This is a genomic window from Micromonospora rosaria (assembly GCF_001567585.1).
GTDB classification, from domain to species: Bacteria; Actinomycetota; Actinomycetes; order Mycobacteriales; family Micromonosporaceae; genus Micromonospora; species Micromonospora rosaria.
This window is the reverse complement of sequence record NZ_LRQV01000042.1, coordinates 11,995-33,572: the sequence shown is the minus strand read 5'-3', so window position 1 is coordinate 33,572 and position 21,578 is coordinate 11,995. Positions and strand designations below refer to the sequence as shown.

The following is a 21,578-nucleotide window of genomic DNA, read 5'->3' as shown; positions in this document are numbered from 1 at the left end:
CCCCTCATCCTTACCGTTCGATGCCACGTCCGCCGACCCACCGCGATATGTCCACGGTCACGTCGGCGTGGCGCGGCCGGGCCGCCGCGCCCACCGTGCCGACCGCCGCCCCGGGGCCTACGATCGGGGCATGTCGCGGTACGCCCGGTCGGAGCGCGCGGCGCTCGCCGACCTCATGCTCGACGTCGGTCCCGACGCCCCGACGGTCAACACCGGGTGGGTGACCCGGGACCTGGCCGCGCACCTGGTCGTGCGGGAGCGCCGCCCGGACGCGGCGGCCGGCATCCTGCTCCCGCCGCTGGCCGGGTACGCCGAGCGGGTCCGCCGCCGGATCGCCGCCGGCAACTGGGCCGACCTGGTCGGGCAGGTCCGCCGGCCACCGCTGTGGAGCCCGGTCAGCAACCCGCTGGTGGACGAGCTGACCAACACGATCGAGTTCTTCATCCACCACGAGGACGTCCGCCGGGGCGGGCCCGACTGGCAGCCCCGGGTCCTGCCGGCCGGGCTGGACGCGGCGCTGTGGCGGCGGGTCGGCCCGGTGGCCCGGCTGGCGCTGCGGCGCTTCCCCGCCACGGTGGCGGTGCGGGCGCCCGGTCACGGGCAGCTCGACGCCGGCCGGGGCGGGGACCGGCTGGAGGTCGTCGGCGCCCCCGGTGAGCTGGTGCTCTTCCTCTCCGGACGGCAACGGGTGGCCCGGGTCGAGGTCGACGGGCCGCCGCCGGCCGCCGAGCGGCTGCGGACCGCGTCGCTGGGGTTCTGACCGGGGCGGGGACGGCGGGACGGCGGCACGGGTCCGGTTCGGATCACTGACGGGGATGCGACCCGCGACCGGGGGCGGTCCACGGCGGGGCGACCACCACCGGGGGGCGGGGCACCCGCCGCCGCCCCGGGCAACGGTTCGCCAACGCCGGGAGCCCAGGACTGGCCGATTCGGTGGGTACGAAATACCCTTCCGTAACCGCAGAACGACGTGACCCCCGTCACGCCTCCACCCCCCGAAGGCGGCTACAGCGATGTCTCTCGATGTACCGTACCGTTCCATCCCCGACATGTTCCTCAAGCGCGTGGCCGCGTCCGCCGACCGGCCCGCCTTCGCCCACCCCGCCCCGGACGACTCGGGGCCGGTCTGGTTGACCTGGGAACAGGTCGGTCACCGCGCCAAGGCGGTCGCCGCCGGGCTGCACGGCCTCGGCGTCGGCCCGGAGGACCCGGTCGCGATCCTGGCCGGCACCCGCCTCGACTGGGTGATCGCCGACCTCGGCATCATGTGCGCGGGGGGCGCCACCACCACCGTCTACCCGACCACCGAGCCGGACGACGCGGCGTACATCATCGGCGACTCCGGCTCCCGGGTGCTGTTCGCCGAGGACCCGGCCCAGGCGGCGAAGATCGCCGGGGCGAGCCTGCCGGCGCTGACCCACGTGGTCCTCTTCGACGGGGCCGCCGACCCCGCCGCCGCCGTCCCCCAGCTCACCCTCGCCGAGCTGGAGGAGCAGGGGGCGCGGGCGCTCGCGGCCGACCCGGAGCTGATCGACCGGATCGTCGCCGGCATCGGCCCCGAGCACGTGGCCACGCTGATCTACACCTCCGGCACCACCGGCCGCCCCAAGGGCGTCGAGCTGCTGCACGGTGGCTGGTGCTGGGAGGGCGTGGTGCAGGCCGAGACCGGCCTGCTCCACCGCGAGGACCTGCACTACCTGTGGCTGCCGCTGTCGCACTCGTTCGGCAAGACGCTGCTCTGCGGCGGCATCCACGTCGGCGTGCCGACCTACGTCGACGGCCGGGTGGAGAAGCTGGTCGACCTGCTGAGCGTGGTGAAGCCGACGCTGATGTGCGGCGCCCCCCGGGTCTTCGAGAAGGTCTACAACAAGGCGGTCACCACCGCCCAGGACGCCGGTGGGGCAAAGGCGAAGATCTTCGCCTGGGCGGTGGCGGTCGGCAAGGAGAAGGTCGCCCTGACCCAGGCCGGCACTCCGCTGCCCGCCGGGCTGCGGCTGAAGTACGCGATCGCCGAGAAGCTGGTGTTCAGCAAGCTCCAGGCCCGCCTCGGCGGACGGATCCGGGTGCTGGTCTCCGGCGCCGCCCCGCTGAGCCCGGACATCGCCACCTTCTTCGCCGCCGCGAACCTGCCCATCTCCGAGGGGTACGGGCTCACCGAGACCAGCGCCGGCAACTTCGTCAACCGGCCCGGCCAGCAGCGCATCGGCACCGTCGGGCAGGCCATGGGCGACCTGGAGTGCCGGATCGACACCGACGGCGAGATCCTGCTGCGGGGCCGGCCGGTGATGCGCGGGTACCACAACCTCCCCGAGGAGACCGCCGCCGCGTTCACCGAGGACGGCTTCTTCCGGACCGGGGACATCGGCAGCCTGGACGCCGACGGCTACCTGCGGATCACCGACCGGAAGAAGGACCTGGTCAAGACCTCGGGCGGGAAGTACATCGCGCCCTCGCACATCGAGGGGATGTTCAAGGCGATCTGCCCGTACGTCTCCCAGGCGGTCGTCATCGGCCAGGCCCGCAACTACTGCACCATGCTGGTCACCCTGGACCCGGACGCGATCGCCGGCTGGGCCGCCGGCGGCCCGCTGGCCGGCCGCCCGTACGCCGAGGTCGTCACCTCGGCCCAGGCCCAGGCCATGGTCGAGGAGTACGTCGGGCAGCTCAACGCGAAGCTGAACCGGTGGGAGACGATCAAGAAGGTGACCGTCCTGCCCCGGGACCTCACCATCGAGCAGGGCGAGATGACCCCGTCGATGAAGATCAAGCGGCGGGGCGTGGAGACCAACTTCGCCCCCCAGATCGACAAGATGTACGAGGGCTCGCTCGCCGAACTCTGAGCCCGGGACCGTCGGCGGTCGGGTCCCACCCGGGGCCCGACCCCGCCGGGCGGCTCACAGGTGCTCGTGCCGCCACCGGCTCGCCTCGACCTCGGCCGCCTCCTGCTCGGCCAGCGCCACCTGCCGGACCCGGGCGCGGCGCGACCCCTCCCCCCGGGTGCCCCAGAGCACCAGCCCGACGCAGACCAGCGCCAGCAGCACCAGCGCGTGCAGGGCCGCGATCCGGGCGCCCACCGGCGCGAGCGCGGCCAGCGCCGCCACCGCGACCAGCGACCGCCAGCGCAGCACCCGGACCGCCCGCAGCCCGCACGCGACGAGGCTGAGCAGGTACAGCGCGACCCCGCCGTAGAGCACGGCGATCCAGAAGCCGCCCAGCGGCTCGCCCCACGGCGGGGCCGCCGGGTCGGCCGCCTCGACCAGCAGGTCCTTGATGCCGAGGGCGAACAGGATGATCCCGGCGACGATCGGCAGGTGCAGGTACGTGTACACGTCCCGGGCCAGCCGACCCCGCGCCGCCGGGTCGCGGGTGGCGTGCAGGGCCTGCTCGGCGGCGGGCGCCAGGGTGTCGAAGTACGCCCACCAGAGCGCGGCGGTGACCGCGATCCCGGTCACCGCGGCGACCACCACCGGCCAGGTGAGCGGTAGCTGGCTCGTGACGAACTTCTGGCTGAGCCCCAGCGCGATGATCGACTCGCCGAGGGCGATCAGCACCATCAGCGCGTGCCGTTCCGCCCAGTGCCCGGCGGAGAGCACCACCCAGTACGCCTTGCCCAGCGTCACGCCCGCCCCGTACTCCAGCAGCAACGCGCCGGCCCAGAAGCCCAGTTGCAGGGCGGTCGCCACCCCGCCGTGGGCGATCCGGGGCGGCACCAGCGCGGCGGCGACCAGCAGGCCCCCCGCGACGACCGGCAGCACGGCGAGCAGCGCCCAGCGGCGCAGCCGCGCCGGGTCGTCCCGGACGATCCAGCCGAAGACCGCGAGCTGCGACGCGCGGACCAGGAAGTAGCAGCTCGCGAAGACGAGCGGACCGTCCAGCCCGCCGGGTCGTTTTCCGAACGCCCCGGGGATGCTCAACGCGAGCAGGAAGGTGGCGGCGATGGTGACGAACCCGACCAGCGGCAGGAGGCCCTGGTCGGCACGGACGGCGTTGCCGAGCCCGGCGAAACCGGTCCAGCACCACCAGAGCAGCCCCAGCACCAGCAGGCAGCGGAACACGTTGGCGGCGCTCGGGTAGTACCCGGTCAGTGAGGTGACGTTGAGGAAGGCGAAGACGAAGACGAGGTCGTAGAAGAGCTCCAACCGGGTGACCCGCGAGCCCGGCGCACCCAGCCTGACCAGACCGGATCGGGTTTCTACGGCCACCTGGGCAGTCTCCCAGCCGACCCGGCCGACCCGGACCCGATCGCCGGAACCAACGCCGGCTCCGGCACGGGGCCGGGCTCGGGTCCAGCCTCAGCCCCGGTGGCGAGTGGGCGGCGGCCGGGTCGGGGTCAGGCGATGACCGCCGGTTCCCGCCACTGCGGGCGGACGGCGCGGTCCAGGTCGTACCGGACCGCGGCGAGCCGCCCGACCGCCTCCACCAGGTCGGCGGCCGGCAGGGTGAAGGGCAGCCGGAGGAACCGCTCCAGCGTCCCGTCCAGGCCGAACCGGGGGCCCGGGGCGAGCCGTACCCCCTCGTCCTCGGCGGCGCGGGCGAGGGCGCTGGAGATCGGCCCGTCCAGCTCCGCCCAGAGGGTCACCCCGCCGCGCGGCACGGTGACCCGCCACTCCGGCAGCCGGGCCGCCAGCGCGTCGATCAGCACGTCCCGCTGGGCGGTGAGCTGCCGCCGTCGGTCGGCGACGATGGCCGGGGCGTCGGCGAGCAGGTGGACGGCGACGAGCTGGTCCAGCACCGGGCTGGCCATGTCCACCCCGACCCGGGCGGCGGCGAGCCGCTGCACCTGCGGGGCGGAGGCCCGGACCCAGCCGATGCGCAGCCCGCCCCAGTACGGCTTGCTCATCCCCCCGATGGAGATCACCCGGGAGTGCCGGTCGTAGGCGGCGGTGGGGGGTGGGAGCACGGTGTCGTCCAGCGGGAGGTCCACGAACGACTCGTCGATGATCAGGTCGGTGCCGACCGAGTGGGCCGTGGCGACGAGGCGTTCACGCAGCTCGGCCGGCATCAGGTGGCCGGTGGGGTTGTGGAACTCCGGGATCAGGTACGCCAGCTTCGGCCGGCCCTGCCGCAGGCTGCCCAGCAGCAGCTCACCGTCCCAGCCGGCCTCGTCGGTGGAGAGGCCGTGGGTGGTGATCCGGGCCCGTCGGGCGGCGAGCGAGGCCAGCCCGTTCGGGTACGTCGGCGACTCGACGAGGACCCCGCCGCCGGGCGGGAGCATCAGCCGCAGCACCAGGTCCAGCGCGTGCTGGGTACCGCTGGTGACCATGATCTGCTCGGCCCGGGTGGGCAGGCCACGCTCGGTGTACCCCCGGGCCACCGCCTCCCGCAGCTCGATGATCCCGGTCGGGTGGTACCCGGCGCCGCCGAGGTAGCGGGGCAGGTCCTCGGTGGCGGCCCGGGCCGCCGGCAGGAGCTGCGGCGGGGCGGCGAGCGCGGCGATGCCGAGGTCGAGCATGTCCCGGTCGTCCGACGGGGTCCACAGCCCCGAACTGGCCACCCGGTGGGTGCCCGGGAGCATCGTCCAGCTCCCGGCGCCCCGCCGGCTGGCCAGGTGGCCGGTCTCCCGCAACTGCCGGTACGCGGCGCTGACCGTGGTCCGGCTGATCCGCAGGGCGTCCGCCAGCTCCCGCTCGGCCGGCAGGCGTACCCCCAGGGGGAGCCGACCGTCGGCGAGCAGGCCCCGGACGGCGGCGGCCAGGGCGGCGTAGTCCGGACTGCGCCGGCGGCCCGGCAGGGCATGCCACTGCCCCAGCAGTCGGGCCAATTGGCTTCCCCGCACCTGGCTCGTCACCGCCACCCCTCCAATATTGGCTCTTTCATCTCGCGAATTGGACCCTAGGGTGGCATGCATGGCACCAACTGGCAATCTCCGGTACCGACCGGCGCGGCGACTCGTCCAGCTCTACCTCGGGCTCGTGCTCTACGGCACGAGCATGGCCATGATGATCCGCTCGGATCTCGGCCTGAACCCGTGGGACGTCTTCCACCAGGGCTTCTCGATGATCACCGGCATGTCGATCGGCGCCGCCACCATCGTCACCGGCATCCTCGTCCTGCTGCTCTGGATTCCGCTGCGGCTGCGCCCCGGCCTCGGCACGGTGAGCAACGTGCTGGTCATCGGGGTGGTGGTGGACCTCGCCCTGGCCCTGCTGCCCACCGGCACGCCCCTGGTCGCCCGGATCGGGCTGCTGGTCGTCGGGATCGTGGGCAACGGCCTGGCCACCGGCCTGTACCTCGGCGCCCGCCTCGGTCCGGGCCCCCGCGACGGCCTGATGAGCGGGTACGTCGCCCGCCGGCCGGGCCGTTCCATCCGGCTGGTCCGTACCGTCATCGAGGTCACCGTGCTGGCCCTGGGCTGGCTGCTCGGCGGCACCGTCGGCATCGGCACCGTCGCGTACGCCCTGGCCATCGGCCCGCTGGCCCAGGTGTTCATCCCGATGTTCACCGTCGCGCCCCCGGCCGGTCCCGATGCCGGGACCGCCGCCGGGACCCCGGGCGGATCCGCCGCCGGCACCTCGCGCGGTGGCCCGGACCCGGGTGGTACCGGACCGCACCCCGCTTCCGCCCCGCAGCCCGCCGCCCCGCCGGCCGGGTGAGCGCGCGGCGCGCTCACCCCGACGCCCGCCGGGACCGGTCGACGGAGAGTGAGCCGCGCCGCACCGAAGCCACCCCGCTGACCTGCCCGGACGTCCCGACCGAAAAGACGGTGTTTCCTCGGCCGCCCGCGCCAGGCATCATCTGGTGCATGGGGGAGAACGGATGGCGGTGGACCGACGCCTGGATCTTCGTCTCGCTGGTGATCGCGAGCGGTGCCGGGCGGCACCGCCGCGCCGCCACCACCCGGCGTCCCGAGGGGGTACGCCTGGCGGACGTGCTGTCCACAGCGGACCACCTCAACCAGGCCATCCCGCAGCGGCACGAGGTGGAGGAGGCCGTCCGGCGGCTGGTCGGCTCCGGGCTGGTCAGCGTCACCGACGGCTGGTTCCGGATCACCCCTGACGGCGAACGGCTGTGGCGGACCAGGCCCAGCGCCGGTCTCGGCACGACGGTCGACAAGATGCAGGGCGTGCTGAGCCGACGGCAGGCCCCGGGCGCGGTCGAGTGGGACCTCGACGAGGCCGAACACGCGGCGGCGGTGCAGGAGTACTTCGTCCGCTCCATCCCGGCGCCGCGCCGCTCCCCCGAGGGTCATCCCCGCCAGGGCTGAGCCACCGACCGCCGGAGCCCTTCGGGTCGACCGCCCCCGCCGCAGCGCCGGGCGGTCGGCCGGTCAGCGGACGGGGTGGCCGGCGGTGCGCAGGGCGTCCTTGACCTCGGTGACGGTCAGCTCGCCGAAGTGGAAGACGCTGGCGGCCAGGACCGCGTCCGCACCCGCGCCGATCGCGGGCGGGAAGTGGGCCACCTCACCGGCGCCCCCGCTGGCGATCACGGGCACGTCGACCACCTGCCGGACCGCGCCGATCAGTTCGAGGTCGAAGCCGGCCTTGGTCCCGTCGGCGTCCATCGAGTTGAGCAGGATCTCCCCCGCCCCCAGTTCGGCGCCACGGCCCGCCCACTCGACCGCGTCGAGGCCGGTGCCCCGCCGGCCGCCGTGCGTGGTCACCTCGAACCCGCTGGGCGTGGTCCCCGCCGGTGCCCGCCGGACGTCCAGCGAGAGCACCAGCACCTGCCGGCCGAACCGGTCGGCGATCTCGGCGATCAGCTCCGGCCGGGCGATCGCGGCCGTGTTCACCCCGACCTTGTCCGCGCCGGCGCGCAGCAGGGTGTCGACGTCGGCGACCTGTCGGACCCCGCCGCCGACGGTCAACGGGATGAAGACCGACTCCGCCGTCCGCCGGACCACGTCGAGCATGGTGCCCCGGTCACTGGAGGAGGCGGTGACGTCGAGGAAGGTGAGCTCGTCCGCGCCCGCCCGGTCGTACGCCGCGGCCAGTTCCACCGGGTCACCGGCGTCGCGCAGGTCGAGGAAGTTGACTCCCTTGACCACCCGACCGGCGTCCACGTCCAGACACGGGATCACCCGTACCGCCACCGTCATGCCGGAAAGCCTATCCTCTCCCGTCCCGCCGCCTGCCGCCCCGGGATGCTGTCGGCGCTGCCGGCGCGTGCATCCCGGGGGGGGTGAGAAGGGGACCCTTCTCTACCGGAGGCGTTAACAGGGGGCCCTTCCTTACACCCGGACGAGCATCTTGCCGAGGTTGTCGCCGCGCAGCAGGCCGAGGAAGGCCTCGGGCGCCTGGTCGAGACCGTCGACGATCGTCTCGTCGTAGGACAGCTTCCCCTCGCGCAGCCAGCCGGCCACCTCCGTGACGAACTGCTCCCGCAGGTGGCCGTGGTCGGCGACGAGGAACCCGCGCAGGGTCAGTCGCTTGCCGATGACCTGCGCCAGGTTGCGCGGCGCGGCCGGCGGCTCGGTGGCGTTGTACTGGGCGATCATGCCGCAGATCGCGGCCCGGCCGTGCAGGTTCATCGCCGCGATGGCGGCCTCCAGGTGGTCGCCGCCGACGTTGTCGAAGTACACGTCGACGCCGTCCGGGGCGGCGGCGGCCAGCGAGTCCCGTACCGGGCCGTCGTGGTAGTCGAACGCGGCGTCGAAGCCGAGCGCGCGCAGCCGGTCGACCTTGGCCGCCGAGCCGGCGCTGCCGATCACCCGGCCGGCGCCCTTGAGGGTGGCGATCTGGCCGACCAGGCTGCCCACCGCGCCGGCCGCGGCGGAGACGAAGACGGTCTCGCCGGGCTTCATCGCGGCCACCTCCAGCAGCCCGGCGTACGCGGTGAGCCCGGTCATCCCGAGCACCGACAGGTACGCGGTGACCGGGGCCAGGGTCGGGTCGACCGGGCGGGCGGCGGTGGCGTCGAGGAGGGCGTACTCCCGCCAGCCGAGCCCGTGCAGCACCACGTCGCCGGGGTCGAACCCCTCGGCCTGGCTGGCCACCACCTCGCCGACCGCTCCACCGTCGAGCGGGGCGTCGAGCCGGTACGGCGGCACGTAGGACTTGACGTCGTTCATCCGGCCCCGCATGTACGGGTCCACGGAGACGTACTGGTTGCGTACCACGATCTGCCCCGGCCCGGGGGTGGGCACGGCGGCCTCGACGAGGCGGAAGTTCTCCGCCGTCGGCCACCCGGTGGGGCGGGAGGCGAGGTGGATCTCACGGTTGACGGTGCTCATGGGCCTGCCTTTCGGGCGCCGGTACGGGTCGTCGGGAGGGTCGGGTCCGTCCGGTGGCGCGCCCGGGGCCGGCGGGCGGCCCGGGGGTGCCGACGGTCACGACCGCTCGGTCGCTCGGTGGATGGTCTCGGTGACCCGGGTGAGGGTGTCGCGCAGGCCGACCAGCTCCGCCTCGGTGAGGCCGGTCGCCTCGACCACGCGCCGCGGCACCTGGCACATCGGCTGCCGCAACGCGAGGCCGGCGTCGGTCAGCGTCACCTCCACCCGCCGCTCGTCGCGGGTCGACCGCCGCCGTCGCACCAGCCCCGCCACCTCCAGCCGTTTCAGCAGCGGCGAGAGGGTGCCGGAGTCCAGCCGCAGCGCGGCGCCGAGTTCGGAGACCGTGGGCGGGGTCCGGCCGTCGCCGGCGGCGTCCCGTTCCCAGAGCACCAGCAGGACCAGGTACTGCGGGTAGGTCAGCCCGAACTCGTCGAGGATCGGCCGGTAGACGTCGGTCAGGGCGCGCTGCGCCGCGTACAGCGCGAAGCACACCTGTCGGCGCACCCCCAGCGGATCGGTCACGCCTCGACCGTAGCGCGCGATCCGATTGCGCACGACTCAATTTACATGCCTTGACAGTTATATAACCAGCAAAGCATCATAGGGCGTGGTCGACCTCTTCACCGTCCTGGCGGACCCGAGCCGCCGGCGGATCCTGGACACCCTGCGGGGCGGCGACGGGCTGATCGTCAAGGAGCTGACCGCCGCGCTCGACCTCTCCCAGCCCAACGTCTCCAAACACCTACGGGTGCTGCGCGAGGCCGGGCTGGTCACCGAGACCGTCGAGCGGCAACGCCGCCGGTACCGGCTGCGGCCCGACGCGCTGCGCGAACTGGACGCCTGGCTCGCGCCGTACCGGCGGTTCTGGGTCCAGCGCCTGGACGACCTCGCGGACCACCTCGACAGCAGCACGCCTCCGGAAGGAACCTGAACCATGGGCACCGACGTCACCCTGGACACCAGCGGCCCCGACGGGCCGGTCCTGCACGTCGCCCGCCGGTACCCGCACCCACCGACCCGGGTCTGGGCGGCGCTGACCACCGGGGCCGAGCTGAGCCGGTGGTTCCCCTGCCGGGTGGAGATCGACGCCCGCCCCGGCGGGTCGCTCACCCTGGACTTCGGCGACGGCGCGCCGGAGACCGCGCCGATCACCGAGTTCGACCCGCCCCGGGTGCTGGCCTTCACCTGGAGCGGGGAGCACCTGCGCTGGACCCTGGCGGAGGACGGCGACGGGTGCCTGCTCCGGCTGAGCAACACCGTGCTCGACCCGGACTGGACGGCCCACACCGCCGCCGGGTGGGACCGCTGCCTCGCGGACCTCGCCGCGACGCTGGCCGGACGGACCGCGCCGCCGGGCGGCGGCCCGGACGAGGCGTTGATCGCCCACTACCGGCGGGTGCTGCCGCCCGCCCGGCGGTGACGGCAGGACCGGGCAGTCCCGTCAGGACCCGGCAGTGACGGCAGAACCCGGCAGTGACGTCGGAACCCGGCAGTGACGGCAGCGCCCGGCGGTGCCGTCAGAGGCGGGTGGCCACCGTGCGGGCGATCCGCTCCAGCGGGGCGCGGTTCTCGGCCGGGTCGTTGAGCCGGACCAGCCGCACCGAGACCCACACCCCGGACTTGTGGACGAAGACCGCCTCCTGCGTGGCGTACGCCTCGTCGCCGACGCCGGCCAGCGGGCGCAGTTCGTGCCCGAGTTCCCGCTCGATGCCGAGGAACTTCGCGGCCCCGTCCCCGACGAAGACCTCGACCTGGGCGGTCGGCCCGTCGACCGGCCCGGTGTACGTGCAGGTCTCCCGGACCGGCACGGGCTCGTTCAGCGCGGTGCCGGCGAGCTGCTCGGCCTCCCGCTGGTCGACCAGCGCGCAGGCCTCGGGCACGGCTCCGCCCGTCGGCTCCCCCGGGTCTCCGCCCGGCTCCGCCGAGGGCTCGGCCCCCGGCTCCGCCGGACGCTCGACACTCGGCGCGGGCGGTTCCCCGGCCCCGGACGGCACCGCCGCGCCGGGGCCGCCACAGCCGGCCAGCCCGAGCACGGCCAGCGCCACGACGGCCGGCGTGACCAGCCCGAGCGCGGCCCGGCGGGTACCACGTCGAATCTGCTTCACCAGGGACTCCTGTCGGTCGGGACGATGCTCACAGGCGGGTACGGACCAGGCCCACGAGGCGGACCAGGGTGGGTCGGTCCCGGTCGTCGGTGACCGAGGTGACCACGGTGAGCTCGCAGTACCGGTCCCCGACGGCGAACTCGGCGGCACCGGTCCGCACGAACCGGATACCGTCCGGGCCGGGCTCGGGCGTGCCGAGGATCGGGTCGGGCGTGGGCAGGTTCCCGTCGACGGCGGTACCCGCCCGGCCGATGCTGAGCGTGATCGAGTGGTACGTCTCCGGGTTCTCCCACCCGCAGTTGCCGGTGCCGGGGCGCGGCCCGCCGTGCTCACCAATCACCTCGGTCACCTCGGCGGCGGTGAGCAGCGTCGTCCCGGTGGTCAGCCGGTCGACCGCGTCGTCGGCGTCCTCACCCGCGACGCGGTCGTACTGTTCGAGCGCGAAGAGTCGACGGGCCACGACCTGACAGTAGGTCGGGGCGGGCGCACGGTAATCGGGGGTTTCCCTACCGATCGCCGCCCGGCCCACCCGCCGGGACCGTGCGGGGTCCAGCCGCCGGGACCGGGCCCGGTTCGCGGGCCATCGCCGCGCCCAGTTCGGCGCGGCTGGCCACACCCAGCTTGCGGTAGATCCGGGCGAGGTTCGCCTCGACCGTCTTCGGGCTGATGAACAGCGTGTCGGCGATGACCCGGTTGGTCCGGCCGGCGGCGGCGAGCCGGGCCACCGCCAGCTCGGTGCCGGTCAGCTCGCGGGGGGCGGGCGGACGGCCACCGAGGCGCGCCGCCTCCGCCCGGGACCGGGCGGCCAGCCCGGCGGCCCCGAGGGCGTCGAACTCCAGCGCGGCGGTGGTCAGCGCCGCCCGCGCCTCGCGGCGACGCCGGACCCGGCGGTACGCCACCCCCGCCACCAGCAGGCACCAGGCGCGCTCCAGCGGCACCACCCCGGCGGGTACGGCGGCCCGCGCCGCGACCAGGTCGGCCAGGGCGTCGCCCGGGTCCCGGCCCCGCGCCCCGGCGAGCAGCACCCGACTGCGGGCCAGGCCCAGCGTCGTCCAGGGCCGGGGCAGCCGGCGGTGCCGGGCGGCCAGCCGTTCCAGGGCCGCCTCGGCGGTGCCCAGGTCGCCCGCGCCGACGCACGCCTCCAGCCAGTCCGCCTCGAACCGTTGCGCCAGCGGCTCGGCCAGGCCCATCCCGTCGACGGTCGCCGCCAGCGCGCCGTAGTGCCCGGCCGCCACCGCGTACGCCCCGCCGCAGAGCGCCGCGAACCCGGCCAGTTGCTGGTGGATCCGGCGTCGCCAGCCGTCGGCCAGCTCGTCGGCGCGGCGCAGCCCCGCCTCGGCGGTCCGGTTCGCCTCGGCCAGCCGTCCCTGGGCCGCCGCGAGCAGCCCGGCCAGCCAGTCCGCGCCCACCGGCTCGACACCGGACTGCTCGCCCAGCTCGCGGGCGGCGGTGAGGTGCGCCGCCGCCGCCGGCCAGCGCCCCGCGAACAGCTCGGTCTCGCCGAGGTGGGTGAGGAGTTCGTGCTGGGAGGGCTCGTCCCCCCGGGCGACCGCCCGGTCCAGCATCCACCGCAGCCGCTCCCGGGACCGGTCGTGCTCGTCGACCCCCTTCCACCACACCGCCGGCACCGTCCCGGCCAGCCAGGACGGCTCGTCCCCCTCCAACCGCAGCGCCCGCTCCAGCAGGTCGGTCCGGGCCGGCAGGCCCGCCCGGACCTCGTTGAAGAAGAGCAGCAGCAGCGCCGCCGCGTGCACCGCCCGGTCGGCCGGGCTGGCGGCGAGCAGGGCCACCGCCTGTTCGGCGTGCCGCCGGGCCGGGTCCGGGGCGTCCCGGTACAGCGCCAGGTGGGCGTGCACCCGGCCGGCGACCGGGGAGCCGGCCGGCGCGGCGGACAGCGCCAGGTCGGCGGCGGACAGGCTGGTCGACAGGTCCTCGGCGCACCAGGCGACCACCGAACGCAGCAGCAGCGCCTCGGCGCGGCCGGTACCGGTCAGCTCCGCCGCCGCGCGGTCGGCGGCCAGCGCCGCGGCCGGGTAGTCACCGCTGTCGAACCGGCACCCGGCGGCGGCCAGCCGGCGGTGGGCGTACCCGTCGGGGTCGGTGCGCGGGGTCAGCCGGGCCGCCGTGTCGTACAGGCCGGCCGCCGCCTCCGCCGCTCCCCGGGCCCGGTGCCGGGCCGCCGCCGCCGCGATCCGCTCCGCCGCGTCCGGGTCGGGGGCGGTCGCGCAGGCGGCGAGGTGCCGGGCCCGCTCGTCCGGGTCGGTCACCGTACCGGCCAGCACCTGGTGCAGGCCCCGCCGGACGCCCGGCGGGATGCCGGCGCGGACGGCGGCGGCGTACACCGGGTGGGTGAAGGTGATCCGCTGCTCGGCGACGGCGACCAGCCCGGCCTCCTCCGCCGCGTCGAGGGCGGTCGCCGGGACGTCGCACCGGGCCAGGTCGGCCAGGGTCGGGGTGCCGCAGAGCGCGGCCAGCCGGATCGCCCGCCGGGTCGGGGGCGGCAACGCGGCCAGCCGGTCGGCGACCAGGTGCCGCAGCGAGGGGCCGGCGGGCAGGTCCGCGCCGGGCGCCGGAAGCTGCGGCAGGCGCAGCACCGCCCGGGCCAACTCGATGGCCAGCAGCGGGTTGCCCCCGGCGTCGCGGGCGATCCGGACCAGCAGCGGCCGGGGCAGGGTGGCGCCCACCTCGGCCCGCAGCACGTGGTGCAGGGGCCCCACCCCGAGCGGCCCCAACGCCACCCGCAGCACCCCGGCGTGGGCCAGGCCGAGCGGGGCCGGGTCCGCCCCGGGCGGGTCGGCCCGCGCGGTGGCGAGGACGCCCACCCGGGACCCGAGTCGACGCAGCGCGAACCGCAGCGCCCGTTCGCTCGGCGCGTCCAGCCAGGGCGCGTCGTCCACCGCCACCAGCAGCCGGGTGTCGGGGCGGGCGCGGGCGGCGGCGTCGAGCAGGGCCCGGGTGGCCACGCCCACCGTCCGCTCGTCCACCGGGTCGGTGACCTCGCCGGAGAGCAGCACGCCGGTCACCGCCGTCCGTTGCGGGACGGGCAGGTCGGGCACCAGGTCGGCCAGGGGCGACAGGACGTCGGCGAGCGCGGCGAACGGCAGCGCCGCCTCGGTCTCCGTCGGCGCGCAGCCGAGCACCGTCCAGCCGTCGTCGGCGACGCCGGCCAGCACCGCCCGGTGCAGGGCGGTCTTGCCGATCCCGGCCGGCCCCTCGACCAGGACCGGCCGGCCCTCGCCCAGGGCGTGCCGGACCCGGTCGATCTCCGGCTGCCGACCGACGGTCGCCCCGCTCACCACCCCAGTCTGGCAGCAGCGGGTGGGGCGGTCGAGGACCGGACGACCGGGTCCCGCCCAGCCGTACCGGCGGTCTCCCGCCGCCGTCAGGCGGTTTCCCTGAGCGTCAGGCGGTTTCCTCGGGGCGTCAGGCGGTGGCGAGCACCGCCAGGGCCTGCGCCACGGTGAACGCGCCCGCGTACAGCGCCTTGCCGGCGATCACGCCCTCCACCCCGACCGGCTCCAGGGTCGCCAGGGCCCGCAGGTCGTCGAGGGTGGAGACACCACCGGAGGCGATCACCGGGGCGTCGGTCCGGGCGCAGACCTCGCGCAGCAGGTCGAGGTTCGGCCCGCGCATGGTGCCGTCCTTGGTGATGTCGGTGACCACGTACCGGGAGGCCCCGGCCTTGTCCAGCCGCTCCAGCACCTCGTACAGGTCACCGCCGTCGCGGGTCCAGCCCCGGGCGGCGAGGGTACGGCCCCGCACGTCCAGCCCGATCGCCACCCGGTCGCCGTACTCGCCGCAGATCCGGTCGCACCACTGCGGGTCCTCCAGGGCGGCGGTGCCGATGTTGACCCGGGCCGCCCCGGTGGCGAGGGCGGCGCGCAGCGAGGCGTCGTCCCGGATGCCGCCGGAGAGCTCCACCTTGACGTCGAGCCGGCCCACCACGTCGGCGAGCAGGTCCGCGTTGGAGCCCCGGCCGAACGCCGCGTCGAGGTCCACCAGGTGGATCCACTCCGCCCCGTCCCGCTGCCAGGCCAGCGCCGCCTCCAGCGGGTCGCCGTAGGCGGTCTCGCTACCGGCGGCGCCCTGCACGAGCCGGACGGCCTGGCCGTCGGCGACGTCCACGGCGGGCAACAGGGTGAGGCTCACGGTCTTCTTCTCCTCGCATCAGGTACGACGGTCCAGGGCGATCACCACGATCGCCGGGAGTACGAGCAACAGCAACGCGATCAGGGCCAGGCGCAGCGCCAGGCTGTCGACGAGCACCCAGATCCCGACGACGGCGACGCCGGTGAGCGCCACGATGGCGAGCCGCTCGCGCCGGCTGTGCCGCAGCAGCCGGCCGGTACGGCGCCGCCGCCAGCGGGGCGTCAGCCGGCGCAGCAGCGCCCGCTGCCGGTCGCGGCGGGCCACCCGACGCTCCCGGGCGGCCCGCTGGCGGGCCTGTTCCGCCTCCCGGGCGGCCCGGAGCCGGGCCCGTTCCTTGCTCACCGGCGGACCACGCCCGGGGCGCTCGCCACCGGGCCCGCCCAGCCTCGGGTCACAGCGTGGCCAGCCAGTTGCGCAGCAGGTCCGCGCCGTTGTCGCCGGACTTCTCCGGGTGGAACTGGGCCGCCGACAGCGCGCCCCGCTCCACCCCGGCGACGAAGTCCGCCCCGTGGTGGGCGGTGGTCACCAGCGCGCCCGAGTCGGCCAGCGCCGCGCGGTCCACCACCCCGTACGAGTGGACGAAGTAGAAGCGGCTCTGCGGCGGCAGGCCGGCGAAGAGCACCGAGGCCGCCGGTGGCGCGACGGTGTTCCAGCCCATGTGCGGCAGGCGTCGGGCGGGCAGCGCGGTCACCGACCCGGGCAGCAGCCCGAGCCCCTTGGTCACCACCCCGTGCTCGTCGCCGTACTCGAAGAGCACCTGCATCCCGACGCAGATGCCGAGCACCGGCCGGCCGGCGGCGACCCGGTCGGCGATCACCGGGCCGGCGCCGAGCGCCTCGATCCCGGCCATGCAGGCGGCGAACGCCCCGACACCCGGGACCACCAGGCCGTCGGCGACGGCCGCCGCGGCGAGGTCGTCGGTGACGGTCACGTCCGCCCCGGCCCGCTGCAACGCCCGCTCGGCCGAGCGGAGGTTGCCCGAGCCGTAGTCCAGGACGACCACCCGGCTCATGCCGGCCTCCCGACGCCGCGCCGACGGGTCGTGCACTGCCGCTCGCTCATGCGTTCTCCCCGGGGAACAGGTACAGCAGGCCACCGGTGGCGGCCAGCACGGCGAGCACCCCGGCGGTGACCACCGCGCCCCGGGCCGCGCCCTGCCGGTGCAGCGACACGGCCCCACCGACCAGCACCCCGGCCAGGGCCAGCAACAGGATCGGCAACACCGAGCCCATCAGCGCCGCCCGCCCGTCACAGCGTCCCCTTGGTGCTGGGGATCGCGCCGGCGGAGCGCGGGTCGACGGCGGTGGCCTCGCGCAGGGCACGGGAGACCGCCTTGAACTGCGCCTCGACCACGTGGTGGGCGTCGGGGTGGCCGCCGGGGCGGGCCGCCCGCAGCACGTCCACGTGCAGGGTGATCCGGGCCGCCTGGCCGAAGGACTCGAAGATGTGCCGGGTCATGCTGGTCGGGTAGACCGGCCCGATGTACGGTGCCAGCGCCGGCTCGTCGTGCACCACGTACGGCCGGCCGGAGAGGTCGACCGCCGCCCGGACCAGCACCTCGTCCATCGGCACGGTCGCCGAGCCGTACCGCCGGATGCCGGCCTTGTCCCCCAGCGCCTGGTCGAACGCGGCGCCCAGGGCCAGCGCGGTGTCCTCCATCGTGTGGTGGGCGTCGATCTCCAGGTCGCCGACGGTCCGCACGGTGAGGTCGAAGCCGCCGTGCCGGGCGATCTGGTTCAGCATGTGGTCGTAGAACCCGATCCCGGTGCCGATCTCGGCCTGGCCGGTGCCGTCGAGGTCGATCTCGACCAGGACCTTGGTCTCCTTGGTGATCCGCTCCACCCGGGCGGTCCGGCTCATCAGAGTTTCTCCATCGCAGAAAGGAAGGCGTCGGTCTCGGCGGGGGTGCCGGCGGTGACCCGCAGCCAGCCGGGCAGCCCGACGTCGCGGACCAGCACCCCGGCGTCGAGCAGGGTACGCCAGGCCGCGGCGGGGTCGCCGTCGACCGAGAAGAGGACGAAGTTGGCGTCGCTGTCGGCCACCCGGTGCCCCCGGGCGCGCAGCTCGGCGACGATCCGGTCGCGCTGCGCCTTGATCGCGTCGACCGTGCCGAGCAGGGCCTCCCGGTGCGCCAGCGCCGCGCGGGCGGCGGCCTGGGTGAGCGCCGAGAGATGGTACGGCAACCGGACGAGCTGCACCGCCGCCACCACCGCCGGGTCGGCGGCGAGGTACCCGAGCCGGCCGCCGGCGAAGCCGAACGCCTTGCTCATCGTCCGGGTCACCACCAGCCGGGGGTGGCCGGGCAGCACCGCGAGGGCGCTGACCGTGCCGGGGCGGGCGAACTCGGCGTACGCCTCGTCGACGATCACCATGCCCGGGGCCTCGGCCAGCACGGCGGCGACGACCGCCGGGTCCAGCGCGGTGCCGGTGGGGTTGTTCGGCGAGCAGAGGAAGACCACGTCCGGGGCGTGCTCGCGGACCTGCGCCACCGCGTCGGCGGCGGTCAGCCCGAAGTCGGCCCCGCGCCGGCCCGGCACCCAGCGGGTACCGGTGCCCAGCGACAGCAGCGGGTGCATCGAGTACGCCGGGGTGAACCCGAGCGCGGTGCGGCCGGGCCCGCCGAAGGCCTGCAGGAGCTGCTGCTGGACCTCGTTGGAGCCGTTGGCCGCCCACACCTGGTCGGCGGTGAGCCCGTGGCCGAGGTAGTCCGCGAGGTCGGTGCGGAGCGCCGTGGCGTCCCGGTCCGGGTACCGGTTGAGGTCGCGCAGCTCGGCGGCGACCGCCTTGCCGATCGCCTCGACCACCGGCTCCGGCACGGAGTACGAGTTCTCGTTGGTGTTCAGCCGCACCGGCACGTCGAGCTGCGGTGCCCCGTACGGGGACAGCCCGCGCAGGTCGTCCCGGATCGGCAGGTCGTCGAGGGTGGTCACGCCGCCTCCTCGGTTCGCGACTGCGGGGCTCGCAGACCCGGCTCACTCCTCGCGCTCACGCCAGGCCCCCGGGGAAGCGGGCGGTGACCGCCTGGCCGTGCGCGGGCAGGTCCTCGACGGTCGCCAGGGTGACCACGTGCGGGGCCACCTCACGCAGCGCCGCCTCGGTGTACTCCACCAGGTGGATGCCGCGCAGGAAGGACTGCACGGACAGCCCGGAGGAGTGCCGGGCGCAGCCGCCGGTGGGCAGCACGTGGTTGGAGCCGGCGCAGTAGTCGCCGAGGGAGACCGGCGCCCACGGGCCGACGAAGATCGCCCCGGCGTTGCGGACCCGCAGGGCCCACTCCCGGGCGTCCACGGTCTGGATCTCCAGGTGCTCGGCGGCGTACGCGTCGACCACCCGCAGCCCGGCGTCGAGGTCGTCGACGAGCACCACGCCGCTCTGCTCACCGCTGAGCGCGGTGGTGACCCGCTCGGCGTGCTTGGTCGCCGGCACCTGCCGGGCCAGTTCCCGGTCCACCGCGTCGGCCAGCGCCGTCGACGGGGTGACCAGCACGCTGGCGGCCAACGGGTCGTGCTCGGCCTGGCTGATCAGGTCGGCCGCGACGTGCGCCGGGTCGGCGGTGTCGTCGGCCAGGATGGCGATCTCGGTCGGGCCGGCCTCGGCGTCGATGCCGACCACTCCGCGCAGCAGCCGCTTGGCGGCGGTCACCCAGATGTTGCCCGGCCCGGTGATCATGTCGACCGGGTCGCAGCGGGTCGCCCCGTCGGCGTCGGCGGTCGAGCCGTACGCCAGCATCGCCACCGCCTGGGCGCCGCCCACGGCGTACACCTCGTCGACGCCGAGCAGCGCGCAGGCGGCCAGCACCCGGGCGTCGGGCAGGCCGCCGTTCTCCTGTTGCGGCGGGCTCGCCACGACCAGCGAGCGGACCCCGGCCGCCTGGGCCGGCACCACGTTCATCACCACGGTCGACGGGTACATCGCCAGGCCGCCGGGGACGTACAGCCCGACCCGGTCGACCGGCACCCAGCGCTCGGTGACCGTGCCACCGGGCACCACCTGCGTGGTGTGGTCGGTGCGGCGCTGGTCGGCGTGCACCCTGCGGGCCCGCGTGATCGACTCCAGCAGCGCGGCCCGCACGTCCGGGTCGAGGGTGCCCTCCGCCGCCGCGATCGCCTCGACCGGCACCCGCAGCCGCTCCGGCGCGACGCCGTCGAAGCGTTCGCTCGCCTCGCGGATCGCCGGGTACCCATGGTCGCGGACCGCCTCGACGAGGGGGCGGATCCGCTCGACGGCCACGGAGACGTCGAGCTGGGCACGGGGCAGCAGCCAGCGGGGGTCACGGACCCCGCCACGCAGGTCGATCCGAGTCAGCACCCTTGCGAGTCTAGGCTGCCCGGCCGGCGAGCCACCCGCCGCGCCCGCTGTCCGGGATGCGTGAGGCGAGCCACGCCGGGGTGGGCCGGTCGGGCTAGGCTCGACGACGTGACTGCTCGGCTGCCGGTGTTCCCGCTCGGGACGGTGCTCTTTCCCGGCCTGGTGCTGCCACTGCACATCTTCGAGGAACGGTACCGCGCGCTGGTCCGGCACCTGGTGGAGCTGCCCGAGGGCACCCCGCGCGAGTTCGGTGTGGTGGCGATCCAGGCCGGCTGGGAGGTCGCGCCGACCGGTCCGGGTGGCCGGCCGATCCCCGGGGGCGGCGCGGTCACCCTGCACGAGGTGGGCTGCACCGCCGAGGTCCGCCAGGTCACCGAGCTGGACGACGGCGGTTTCGACCTGGTCACGGTCGGCCGGCGCCGGTTCCGAGTGGCGAGCGTGGACGAGGCCTCCGCGCCGTACCTGACCGCCGAGGTGGAGTGGCTGCCCGAGCCGACCGGCCCGGACGAGTCGACGTCCCTGCTCGCCGCCCGGGTGATCGCGGTCTTCCGGCAGTACCTGACCCTCGTACGGGCCGACGAGCAGGAGCTGTCCGAGCAACTCCCGGAGGACCCGACCGTGCTGTCGCACCTGGTGGCGGCCACGGCGGCGCTGACCGTGGCCGACCGGCAGCGGCTGCTCGCCGTCGACGACACCGCCGCCCGGCTCCGGGCCGAGCTGCGGATGCTCAACCGCGAGGCGGCTCTGCTGCGTCAGGTGCGGGCGGTTCCGGTGCCGTTGACGGAGCTGGCGACGCCCCCGTCCCCCAACTGACCCCGGCCGCACCGGCACCGGGCAGCGGCCCCGGCCCCGGCCCCGGCGGACCCGGGCCGAAGCCGGGGGTCGGCGCGGGCCAGAGGTCGGGCGGGAGGTCCGGCTCCGGGTGCAGCGAGGGCCAGCGCGACCAGCCGGCCAGCAGGGTGTACACCACGGCCCCGCCGAACGCGACCAGCAGGACGTTGCCGTACGGGACGGGCAGCACGCCGAGGACCCGGTCCACCCCGCCGGCGCGCAGGTCGACGGGCTTGTCGAAGGACTGCCCGGGCGGGGCCTCGGCGAGCAGCCGCTGGTAGGTCGACCAGCCGATCCGCCGGCCCACCTGCCAGGCCACCAGGGCGGCGCCCAGTCCCCCGACGGTCACCGCGAGCAGCCCGGCCGGGCCGCGCAGGGCGCGCAACAGGTACCACAGCGCCACCGCGGCGAGGACCCCGAACCCGAGCCCGAGCAGGCTGAACCAGCCGTCGGCGGCGATCGGCTGCTCCGGCTGCGGCTCGGCGTAGATCGCCCCCTCGGTGATCTTGATGACCGGCGTGGCCGGGGCCACCAGCACCCAGAGCAGGCCCAGCGGCGCCCCCAGCAGGGTCATCCCGAGCACGACGGCGCCGACCAGCCCGGCGACCCGGCGACCCGGCAGCCGGGGCTCGTCGAAGTGCAGGCGCAGCAGGCTCGCGTAGGCCGCGCCGGGCCCGGCCCGACCCTCGACCGGCGGCTCGACCGGGCCCTCGACCGGCGGCTCGACCGGGCCCTCGACCGGCGACAGGGCCGGGGCGCCGGACGGCACGGCGGCCGGGGGTGCCGGGGGGCCGGGGTGGGCCGCCGGCGCCGCCTCGGCGCGCTCGGTGGGACGGTCGGGGTCGGAGGAATCCGGGCTCACCCGATGATCCTCTCAGGCCGTCCACTCCGATGACGCTGCTGGCGACCCGACATCCACCGACCCGTTCTGTTGATCATGAAACTGCTGGCACGCCCGACGGGCCGGCCACCGACCG

The 21,578-nt window shown here is 75.6% G+C and carries 23 protein-coding genes; 7 read left to right on the top strand and 16 right to left on the bottom strand.

What is annotated here, in order from left to right:
• Positions 1 to 130: 130 nt before the first annotated feature.
• Complete coding sequence (locus AWW66_RS13885; RefSeq protein WP_067365309.1) at positions 131 to 760, top strand: TIGR03085 family metal-binding protein; 630 nt, start codon at positions 131 to 133, stop codon at positions 758 to 760.
• A 253-nt stretch (positions 761 to 1,013) separates the two neighbouring features.
• Entirely contained in the window at positions 1,014 to 2,840 is a 1,827-nt protein-coding gene (locus AWW66_RS13880; RefSeq protein ID WP_067365306.1) for an AMP-dependent synthetase/ligase, read from the top strand.
• Positions 2,841 to 2,894: 54 nt separating this feature from the next.
• Here the strand turns inward: AWW66_RS13880 and AWW66_RS13875 are convergent, their stop codons facing one another.
• Positions 2,895 to 4,202, bottom strand: coding sequence for a low temperature requirement protein A (locus AWW66_RS13875; protein WP_067365303.1), 1,308 nt, complete (start codon positions 4,200 to 4,202; stop codon positions 2,895 to 2,897).
• A gap of 128 nt (positions 4,203 to 4,330) precedes the next feature.
• Positions 4,331 to 5,788 (bottom strand): MocR-like transcription factor YczR, encoded by a 1,458-nt coding sequence (yczR, locus tag AWW66_RS13870; RefSeq protein ID WP_067365353.1) that lies wholly within the window; start codon positions 5,786 to 5,788, stop codon positions 4,331 to 4,333.
• A 58-nt stretch (positions 5,789 to 5,846) separates the two neighbouring features.
• On the opposite strand from yczR, the gene yczE reads away from it, so the two are divergent.
• Together yczE and AWW66_RS13860 are read left to right on the top strand one after the other, a co-directional pair.
• Complete coding sequence (gene yczE / locus AWW66_RS13865; RefSeq protein ID WP_169807110.1) at positions 5,847 to 6,593, top strand: membrane protein YczE; 747 nt, start codon at positions 5,847 to 5,849, stop codon at positions 6,591 to 6,593.
• Positions 6,594 to 6,742: 149 nt separating this feature from the next.
• Positions 6,743 to 7,204, top strand: coding sequence for a hypothetical protein (locus AWW66_RS13860; protein ID WP_067365300.1), 462 nt, complete (start codon positions 6,743 to 6,745; stop codon positions 7,202 to 7,204).
• 63 nt (positions 7,205 to 7,267) lie between these two features.
• Here the strand turns inward: AWW66_RS13860 and hisF are convergent, their stop codons facing one another.
• From hisF to AWW66_RS13845, 3 genes are all read right to left on the bottom strand, one after another.
• Positions 7,268 to 8,035: an imidazole glycerol phosphate synthase subunit HisF gene (hisF, locus tag AWW66_RS13855; protein WP_067365297.1), complete on the bottom strand. Its 768-nt coding sequence runs from the start codon at positions 8,033 to 8,035 to the stop codon at positions 7,268 to 7,270.
• Positions 8,036 to 8,167: 132 nt separating this feature from the next.
• The gene (locus AWW66_RS13850) at positions 8,168 to 9,169 is read right to left on the bottom strand and encodes an NADP-dependent oxidoreductase (protein ID WP_067365294.1); all 1,002 of its coding nucleotides are present in this window, start codon (positions 9,167 to 9,169) and stop codon (positions 8,168 to 8,170) included.
• A 96-nt stretch (positions 9,170 to 9,265) separates the two neighbouring features.
• Complete coding sequence (locus AWW66_RS13845) at positions 9,266 to 9,730, bottom strand: MarR family winged helix-turn-helix transcriptional regulator (protein WP_067365291.1); 465 nt, start codon at positions 9,728 to 9,730, stop codon at positions 9,266 to 9,268.
• A gap of 85 nt (positions 9,731 to 9,815) precedes the next feature.
• Between AWW66_RS13845 and AWW66_RS13840 the strand changes: the two genes are divergently transcribed.
• Together AWW66_RS13840 and AWW66_RS13835 are read left to right on the top strand one after the other, a co-directional pair.
• Positions 9,816 to 10,139 (top strand): ArsR/SmtB family transcription factor, encoded by a 324-nt coding sequence (locus tag AWW66_RS13840; RefSeq protein ID WP_067365288.1) that lies wholly within the window; start codon positions 9,816 to 9,818, stop codon positions 10,137 to 10,139.
• 3 nt (positions 10,140 to 10,142) lie between these two features.
• Positions 10,143 to 10,628: an SRPBCC family protein gene (locus AWW66_RS13835; protein ID WP_067365285.1), complete on the top strand. Its 486-nt coding sequence runs from the start codon at positions 10,143 to 10,145 to the stop codon at positions 10,626 to 10,628.
• Between the two features lie 97 nt (positions 10,629 to 10,725).
• Here the strand turns inward: AWW66_RS13835 and AWW66_RS13830 are convergent, their stop codons facing one another.
• The 10 genes from AWW66_RS13830 to hisD all read right to left on the bottom strand — a co-directional run bounded on the left by AWW66_RS13830 (position 10,726) and on the right by hisD (position 19,770).
• Complete coding sequence (locus tag AWW66_RS13830; protein ID WP_245648268.1) at positions 10,726 to 11,313, bottom strand: hypothetical protein; 588 nt, start codon at positions 11,311 to 11,313, stop codon at positions 10,726 to 10,728.
• A 28-nt stretch (positions 11,314 to 11,341) separates the two neighbouring features.
• Positions 11,342 to 11,773 carry a hypothetical protein gene (locus AWW66_RS13825; RefSeq protein ID WP_067365282.1) on the bottom strand — a complete coding sequence of 144 codons (432 nt, stop codon included), beginning with the start codon at positions 11,771 to 11,773 and terminating at the stop codon, positions 11,342 to 11,344.
• Positions 11,774 to 11,819: 46 nt separating this feature from the next.
• Positions 11,820 to 14,609: an AAA family ATPase gene (locus AWW66_RS35980; protein WP_067365347.1), complete on the bottom strand. Its 2,790-nt coding sequence runs from the start codon at positions 14,607 to 14,609 to the stop codon at positions 11,820 to 11,822.
• Between the two features lie 127 nt (positions 14,610 to 14,736).
• Positions 14,737 to 15,462, bottom strand: coding sequence for a bifunctional 1-(5-phosphoribosyl)-5-((5-phosphoribosylamino)methylideneamino)imidazole-4-carboxamide isomerase/phosphoribosylanthranilate isomerase PriA (priA, locus tag AWW66_RS13815; protein ID WP_067365279.1), 726 nt, complete (start codon positions 15,460 to 15,462; stop codon positions 14,737 to 14,739).
• An 18-nt stretch (positions 15,463 to 15,480) separates the two neighbouring features.
• Positions 15,481 to 15,804, bottom strand: a complete 324-nt coding sequence (locus tag AWW66_RS13810; RefSeq protein WP_067365276.1) for a hypothetical protein — start codon at positions 15,802 to 15,804, stop codon at positions 15,481 to 15,483.
• A gap of 49 nt (positions 15,805 to 15,853) precedes the next feature.
• Positions 15,854 to 16,474, bottom strand: coding sequence for an imidazole glycerol phosphate synthase subunit HisH (gene hisH / locus AWW66_RS13805; protein ID WP_067365344.1), 621 nt, complete (start codon positions 16,472 to 16,474; stop codon positions 15,854 to 15,856).
• A gap of 46 nt (positions 16,475 to 16,520) precedes the next feature.
• Positions 16,521 to 16,694 carry a hypothetical protein gene (locus AWW66_RS34395; RefSeq protein ID WP_169807109.1) on the bottom strand — a complete coding sequence of 58 codons (174 nt, stop codon included), beginning with the start codon at positions 16,692 to 16,694 and terminating at the stop codon, positions 16,521 to 16,523.
• Positions 16,695 to 16,710: 16 nt separating this feature from the next.
• Positions 16,711 to 17,322, bottom strand: a complete 612-nt coding sequence (gene hisB, locus AWW66_RS13800) for an imidazoleglycerol-phosphate dehydratase HisB (protein WP_067365273.1) — start codon at positions 17,320 to 17,322, stop codon at positions 16,711 to 16,713.
• The gene (locus AWW66_RS13795; protein WP_067365270.1) at positions 17,322 to 18,392 is read right to left on the bottom strand and encodes a histidinol-phosphate transaminase; all 1,071 of its coding nucleotides are present in this window, start codon (positions 18,390 to 18,392) and stop codon (positions 17,322 to 17,324) included. Before AWW66_RS13795 ends, hisB begins: the two co-directional genes overlap by 1 nt.
• A 55-nt stretch (positions 18,393 to 18,447) precedes the next feature.
• Positions 18,448 to 19,770 (bottom strand): histidinol dehydrogenase, encoded by a 1,323-nt coding sequence (hisD, locus tag AWW66_RS13790; protein ID WP_067365267.1) that lies wholly within the window; start codon positions 19,768 to 19,770, stop codon positions 18,448 to 18,450.
• 108 nt (positions 19,771 to 19,878) lie between these two features.
• On the opposite strand from hisD, the gene AWW66_RS13785 reads away from it, so the two are divergent.
• A complete protein-coding gene (locus AWW66_RS13785; protein ID WP_067365264.1) occupies positions 19,879 to 20,583 on the top strand; it encodes an LON peptidase substrate-binding domain-containing protein in 705 nt (234 codons plus the stop codon).
• Here AWW66_RS13785 and AWW66_RS13780 read toward each other — a convergent pair.
• Entirely contained in the window at positions 20,498 to 21,463 is a 966-nt protein-coding gene (locus tag AWW66_RS13780) for a DUF2567 domain-containing protein (RefSeq protein WP_067365261.1), read from the bottom strand. The genes AWW66_RS13785 and AWW66_RS13780 overlap by 86 nt on opposite strands.
• Positions 21,464 to 21,578 lie beyond the last annotated feature (115 nt).

What these genes read in the sequence shown, in the direction of transcription:
- hisF (WP_067365297.1), bottom strand. Translation starts at nt 8,035, where the DNA reads ATGACGGTGGCGGTACGGGTGATCCCGTGTCTGGACGTGGACGCCGGT.
- AWW66_RS13850 (WP_067365294.1), bottom strand. Translation starts at nt 9,169, where the DNA reads ATGAGCACCGTCAACCGTGAGATCCACCTCGCCTCCCGCCCCACCGGG.
- AWW66_RS34395 (WP_169807109.1), bottom strand. Translation starts at nt 16,694, where the DNA reads ATGGGCTCGGTGTTGCCGATCCTGTTGCTGGCCCTGGCCGGGGTGCTG.
- hisH (WP_067365344.1), bottom strand. Translation starts at nt 16,474, where the DNA reads ATGAGCCGGGTGGTCGTCCTGGACTACGGCTCGGGCAACCTCCGCTCG.
- AWW66_RS13860 (WP_067365300.1), top strand. Translation starts at nt 6,743, where the DNA reads ATGGGGGAGAACGGATGGCGGTGGACCGACGCCTGGATCTTCGTCTCG.
- AWW66_RS13880 (WP_067365306.1), top strand. Translation starts at nt 1,014, where the DNA reads ATGTCTCTCGATGTACCGTACCGTTCCATCCCCGACATGTTCCTCAAG.
- yczE (WP_169807110.1), top strand. Translation starts at nt 5,847, where the DNA reads ATGGCACCAACTGGCAATCTCCGGTACCGACCGGCGCGGCGACTCGTC.
- AWW66_RS13885 (WP_067365309.1), top strand. Translation starts at nt 131, where the DNA reads ATGTCGCGGTACGCCCGGTCGGAGCGCGCGGCGCTCGCCGACCTCATG.
- hisB (WP_067365273.1), bottom strand. Translation starts at nt 17,322, where the DNA reads ATGAGCCGGACCGCCCGGGTGGAGCGGATCACCAAGGAGACCAAGGTC.
- AWW66_RS13835 (WP_067365285.1), top strand. Translation starts at nt 10,143, where the DNA reads ATGGGCACCGACGTCACCCTGGACACCAGCGGCCCCGACGGGCCGGTC.